Source organism: Hymenobacter coccineus, assembly GCF_001816125.1.
GTDB classification, from domain to species: domain Bacteria; phylum Bacteroidota; class Bacteroidia; order Cytophagales; family Hymenobacteraceae; genus Hymenobacter; species Hymenobacter coccineus.
Window position 1 is genome coordinate 1 of the sequence record NZ_MDZA01000131.1, and the last position, 6,288, is coordinate 6,288.

The following is a 6,288-nucleotide window of genomic DNA, read 5'->3' on the forward strand; positions in this document are numbered from 1 at the left end:
CGCCGCCGGGGCCTGGGCCCTGGTGCCGCGACCCTGCGCCTGCCCAACCCCGGCGCGGCCTCGCTCGACCGGCGCGGGGGCCTGTACGTGGCCGATGCCGACAACAATATTCGCCAATTTGGGCCCGAGGGCTTGCCGCTGAACACCTACGCGCCTGCCCAGCCCGGCCACGTGGGCCAGCTCGAAGCCTTCAACCTCACCAACACGCTCGTTTTTTACGATGACCGCCAGCAGCTGGTGCTGCTCGACCGTTTCCTGGCCCCGCTGAGTGAGCTGCGCTTGGCCGACTACCTCGACGGCACGGTGCGCGTGGCCACGCTGGCCCCCGACAACCAGATCTGGCTGCTCGACGAGAGCACGCTCACGCTGCGCGAGTTCGACCCTGGGGCGTTGCGCTTGGTGCAAAATACGCCGCTTGATATCCTCATCGGCCGCACGCGCCCTGACTTCCGCTTCATCCGCCAATACCAGAACAACACGTACTTAGTGGATAAAACCACCGGCGTGTACGTGTTTGATAACCTGGGTAATTACAAGAAAAAGCTGCCCTTGCCGGGGTTGAATACGGTGGGCTTCCGGGGCGACGAATTGTATTACCTCGACGGCGGCCAGGTACGGTTTTTCCATCTCTACAACCTGACCAGCCGCACCGTTGCCCTGCCCGCCGCGGCCGATGCCGGGGCCCTGCGCCAGGTGCTGGTGGGCGAGCAGTACGCCTACCTGTTCACCGCTCAGGGCGTGGCCGTGTACAGGCTGCCGTAGGGCCCCGGGGTTGCCCACGGTTACGGCACCATCACGCAACAAAAAAAGCCAACTGCGCAAAAGCGGTGCTGGTACCCTGGGGCCCCCAGCACCTTCCGACCAAAATAAAAGCGTCCTTCGCAAGTTTGCGGAGGGCGTTTTTATTTTGAAACCAAAGCCGAATTGGCCCGGGCAAGCTACCGGAGGTAGTCCGACAAATGGCTTAGGTCAGGCCTTCGGCCATGGTGCGCATTTGAATTTCGATGATGCGCGACCCTGGCGACTGCGTGCAGGCCAGCAGCACGGCCCCGGCTACGTCCTCGGGTTCCAGCATGTCGGAATTGGCCACGCTGTCTTCGGTGCGGCCGCGGCCTAGGGCAAATTCGGTTTTGACGCCGCCCGGGCAGATGACCCCGACCTTGATGCCGTGGGGACGCAACTCTTTGTCCAGAGCCTGGGCAAAACCGACTTGAGCAAACTTGGTGGCACAATACACGGCCTCGCCCGCAAAGCCATAGATGCCGGCCATCGACGAAAGCATGAGGATGGTGCCTGAACCCTGCTTGATGAGGGCCGGCGCCGCGTGGCGCGTGAACAGGAACGTCGAGCGCATGTTGGTGTCCATCATGTCGTCGTACTCGTCGGCGCTGGTGTCCACCAGGTTTTTGTAATTGCCAGTGCCTGTGTTGTTTATCAGGATGTCGAGGTGGCCGGGGCCATCTAGCGCGGCTTGCACGGCCTGGCGGGCCGTTTCCTCTTCGCGGGCATCGCCGACGACGATAATGGGCCGGGGGGCATGGGCCGCCAGCTCATCGGCCAGGGTTTCGAGCCGCTCTTCGCGGCGGGCGGTGAGGATGAGTTGGGCACCTTCGGCGGCCAGGGCGCGGGCGCAGGCTTCGCCAATGCCGGCACTCGCGCCGGTGATGAGGGCAACTTTGCCCGTGAGTTTTCCTGCCATGGTGGAGGGGGAGAAATAGGTAAGGAAGTAGGAGATTGAAAAGTGTGGGCCGGGGCCCGGTGGGGCCCTAATGCTTGGGCATGAGTTCGGAGGCCGAGAGCTTGTACATATCGTGGCGGCGGTTGCGAAGGTTTTGCACGCTGCCGCTGTGGCGCAGGCGGTCCAGAATGGTCAGGTCCACGTCGGTTACGAGAATCATCTCCGTATTAGGCGTGGCCTCGCTCTTCACGCCGGTGTTGGGGAAGGCGAAGTCGCAGGGCGTGAGCACCGCACTTTGGGCGTACTGAATGTCCATGTTCTTGACCCTGGGCAGGTTGCCCACCGAGCCAGCCATGGCCACGTAGCATTCGTTCTCAATGGCGCGGGCCTGGGCGCAGTGCCGTACCCGCGAGTAGGCCGTCTGGGTATCGGTCAGGAAGGGGATAAACAGGATGTTCATGCCCTGGTCGGCCAGCAGGCGGGCCAGTTCCGGAAACTCCGAATCGTAGCAGATGAGCACGCCGATGGGGCCGCAGTCGGTGTCGAAGGTTTGGAGGCGGGTGCCGCCGCGCAGGGCCCAGTACTTGGCCTCGTTGGGCGTGACGTGGATTTTCTCGTAGCGCTCCACCGAGCCGTTGCGGCGGCAGAGGTAGCCCACGTTCAGCAGGTGGCCCTCGTCGGCCACCACGGGCATCGAGCCGGTGATGATGTTGATGTGGTACTGCACCGCCAGCTTGGTGAAGCGGGCCAGAATCTCGTCAGAGAACTGGCTGAGCTTGCGAATGGCGTCGATTTCGGCCAACTCGTTCGTCTCTGCCATCAGTGGGCCGTGGAAAAGCTCCGGGAAGAGCGCGAAGTCGGCGCGGTAGGCCGCCAGTGCATCCACAAAGTACTCGACCTGCTGGAACATGTCCTCCAGGCCGTCGTAGAGGCGCATTTGCCACTGCACCAGGCCCAGGCGTACCTGCGTTTTCTGGGCCACGGCCGGCGTGGGGCGGGTGTCGTACAGCATGTTGTCCCACTCCATAAGCAGGGCGTAGTCGCCACTGGCGTCGTCGCCGGGCAGGTAGTTGCGCAGCACCCGCACCGGGTGGAAGTCGTTGGCGAGCTGAAAGTTGAGGGCCGGGTCCACGATGGCGCGGTCCTTCACGCGGCGCACGTACTCCTTGGGCGAGAGCGTGTCTTGGTAGGCGTGGTAGCCCGCAATGCGGGCCCCAAAGTTGATGGCCCGCAGGTTGAGGCGCTCGCACAGCTCCTTGCGGGCATCGTAGAGGCGGCGCGCCAGCCGCCGCCCGCGCATGGCCGGCACTACGAATACCTCGATGCCGTAGAGCGTGTCGCCGGTGGGGTCGTGGGTCGAAAACGTGTAGTCGCCCGTTACCTGCTGGAAGGTGTGCTCGTTGGCCAGTTTTTCATGGTCGATGATGAGGGCCAGCGCCGCGGCCACCACTTCCCCGTTCACCGTCAGGACAAACTGCCCTTCGGGGAAAATGGCCACCAGCCGGGCCAGCTGCTCGCGCCGCCAGTAGCTGCCCATGCTGGGGTAAGCTTGCAGCATAGCGGCTTTAATAGCTTCGTAGTCAGTATTTTGAAGATGTCGAATTTCAATAAGCTCAGTCATAAAGTCTTGCGTAGGAATAGCACATAAGCCAGAAAAAAGGCCGGCCATCGGGCCGTCCCGCGCTGGGCCATGGTGCCAGGTACTACTATGACTACGCGAAAACAGCGGTTGCCGCCGGGTTTGCCGCCAGTTTTCTGGCCGGCGCTTTGGTCAGCTTGCCAGGGGGCGGGCGGCATTTTTCACTGTGAGGGATGGGTACTAAATGATGCAGGGCCCCCACAATGCTGCTGCGTGGGCCACCGGGGCCCTAGGCAACGCGCTAGGCTTGTGCATCGGGAGAAGCCGCAGTGATCCGCTGCCCAAACGTGCGACGGGATGAGCCCCGCCAGCGCGCCATCGACGGTAAAGTGCAATTCGATGGCTCGTTTTTCAATAAGAAAGACATGTTCGTGAGGCGACGGTTAAATGGCGTGGTGTTTTCACAAACAGGGCCCCAGTCGAAGCGACTAGGGCCCTGTTTGTGAATGAAGCATTGGGTAGGAGGGCCGCCACGAAGTAATGCGTTGGCTTGTGGCAATACATTTGAGTTTTAACTCAAGCGTATCCTACTATATGAATCGTGGTTATTTGCCGGGCCTACTGGCCTGCTTACTAGCTTTTGCCCCGATAGGGGCCCGGGCCCAGCTCGTCACCTTTGTGCCGTCGCCATCGGCTGCCGCCTACGAATCGGCGGCCGTAGTGACGACGCTGGCTGGCGCAGATGCCAAAGGCAGCACCGACGGCCCAGGGGCGGTGGCTCGTTTCGGTCGGCTCATGGGCATTGCCGTGGCCGCCGACGGGGCCCTATATTTAGCAGACGAAGAAAATTCGACCATTCGTAAGGTGACGCCCACTGGTGAAGTGACCACCTTGGCCGGCACAGCCGGTGCCAAGGGCAGTGCCGATGGACCGGGCGCAGCAGCTCGGTTCTACCACCCAATAGGTGTGGCGGTGGACGCCAGCGGCACCCTGTATGTGACGGATGCCGACAACCAAATCATCCGTAAAATCACGGCGGCTGGGGACGTTACTACGCTGGCTGGATCGGTTGGCCACAAGGGCAGCGCGGACGGCGTTGGCGGCGCTGCCAAGTTCAACCTGCCCCACAGCTTGGCGGTGGCGGCGGACGGCACCGTGTACGTGGCCGATACGTACAACCACACCATCCGTAAAATCACGCCGGCTGGCGTTGTAACAACGTTAGCCGGCAGTGCTGGCCATAAAGGCAGCACCGATGGGACGGGGGACGTGGCTCGGTTCTACCACCCGGCGGGCGTGGCGGTGGATGCCCAGGGCACGTTGTACGTAGCCGACCACGGCAACCAGCTGATACGCAAAATCTCGCCAGCGGGAGACGTAACGACCTTAGCGGGCACTGCCAATCAACGGGGGTACGCCAACGGGCGGGGGGCCGACGCCCGTTTCCGGTACCCCGGGGGATTGGCGGTGGATGCCGACGGCACTTTATACGTAACTGACTACATGAACATGACCATCCGCAAGGTTACTGCCGCGGGCGAAGTAACGACCTTGGCCGGCATGGTCCTCCTCTCCGGCCAAGTGGACGGCCCGGGCCCAGCGGCGCGGTTTGACAGCCCTTGGGGCGTGGCCGTTGGTGCCGGTGGGGAGCTCTACGTGGCAGAAAGTAATACCATTCGCGTCGTTAAGTAGGTATAGGTGGAGGTATTTCTTCTGCGCTTTGGCAGGTCTCGGCTCCCCGCAGCACGTCCCCGCCGCGGGTTACCCGCCACCCCCCCGAAACGGCTATCTTTGCTAGATTCCGAACTTTCTGCGGCCCGGATAAAGCGCCGCTTCACGATATATAGACCCTTGGCCTCATGGCTTGTTCAACTTGTTCCTCCGGCGGCGGCTGCTCTACCAGTAAGGTAGGCGGCTGCGGCTCCAAGGGCGGGTGCAGTAGTGGCTGCACCCGCCTCAACGTCTTCGATTGGCTGGCCGACGTAGACGTGCCCGACTCCTTCGCGGGCTTCGACATTGTGGAAATCCGCTTCAAGGGCGGCCGCAAAGAGTTTTTCCGCAACGCCGACCGCCTGCCCCTCGTCACTGGCGACGCCGTGGTGGTGGAAGCCACCGGCAGCGGCTGGCACCTGGGCCACGTGAGCCTGAAGGGCGAGCTGGTGCGCCTGCAAATGCGCAAGAAAAAAGTGCCCACTGACTCCAAAGACATCCGCACCATCCTGCGCGTGGCCACGCCCGACGACGAGGAGCGCTGGCAGGCCGTGCGCGACCTGGAGAACGGTACCATGTTCCGGGCCCGGGCTATGGTGGGCGAGCTGCGCCTGCGCATGAAGCTGAGCGACGTGGAGTACCAGGCCGACCGCACCAAGGCCCTGTTCTTCTACTCGGCCGAAGACCGGGTGGACTTCCGGGAGCTGATCCGGCGGCTGGCCGACGAGTTCCGGGTGCGGGTGGAGATGCGCCAGATTTCGCTGCGCCAGGAGGCCGGCCGCATCGGCGGCATCGGCATCTGCGGGCGCGAGCTGTGCTGCTCCACCTGGCTCACCGACTTTAAAACGGTGAGTACCACCGCGGCCCGCTACCAAAACCTGAGCCTGAACCCCCAGAAGCTGGCCGGCCAGTGCGGCCGCCTCAAGTGCTGCCTCAACTACGAGCTCGATGCCTACCTCGATGCCCTCAAGGACATTCCGCAGGTGCAGCGCCCGCTGCAAACCACCAAGGGCGAGGCCTTTTTGCAGAAAACCGACATCTTCCGCCGCCGCATGTGGTTCGCCATCAAGGGCGACAACAACTGGGTGATGCTGGAGGCTGCCCGCGTGCGCGAGCTGCTTGAAATGAACAAGCGCGGCGAGAAAATCGAGAGCCTGCTGCCCCCCCGCGAGGAGGTACCGGAACCCGAGGTATCAGCCATCGTGGAAGGCTCGCTCGACCGTCTCGACGACCAGATCCGCACCAGCAGCAAGCGCAGCAAGCGCAAAAAAGGCAAGCCCGATGGGGCCCCCCGAAGCCCCCGGCCGCCGCCGGGGGCCCC

Annotated in this window: 5 protein-coding genes; 3 read left to right on the top strand and 2 right to left on the bottom strand. The window is 63.1% G+C overall.

Annotated elements, in window-relative coordinates; translation table 11 throughout:
• A partial coding sequence (locus BEN49_RS27785) for a hypothetical protein (protein ID WP_070742800.1) occupies positions 1 to 762 on the top strand: 762 nt, incomplete at its 5' end.
• A gap of 202 nt (positions 763 to 964) precedes the next feature.
• Here BEN49_RS27785 and BEN49_RS09575 read toward each other — a convergent pair.
• Both BEN49_RS09575 and BEN49_RS09580 read right to left on the bottom strand, forming a co-directional pair.
• Positions 965 to 1,699: an SDR family oxidoreductase gene (locus tag BEN49_RS09575; RefSeq protein ID WP_070742801.1), complete on the bottom strand. Its 735-nt coding sequence runs from the start codon at positions 1,697 to 1,699 to the stop codon at positions 965 to 967.
• Positions 1,700 to 1,766: 67 nt separating this feature from the next.
• A complete protein-coding gene (locus tag BEN49_RS09580; protein ID WP_070742802.1) occupies positions 1,767 to 3,299 on the bottom strand; it encodes a carbon-nitrogen hydrolase family protein in 1,533 nt (510 codons plus the stop codon).
• Positions 3,300 to 3,851: 552 nt separating this feature from the next.
• Here BEN49_RS09580 and BEN49_RS09590 point away from each other — a divergent pair.
• Positions 3,852 to 4,949, top strand: a complete 1,098-nt coding sequence (locus BEN49_RS09590; RefSeq protein WP_158022813.1) for an NHL repeat-containing protein — start codon at positions 3,852 to 3,854, stop codon at positions 4,947 to 4,949.
• A 167-nt stretch (positions 4,950 to 5,116) separates the two neighbouring features.
• A partial coding sequence (locus BEN49_RS09595) for a PSP1 domain-containing protein (RefSeq protein WP_094123135.1) occupies positions 5,117 to 6,288 on the top strand: 1,172 nt, incomplete at its 3' end.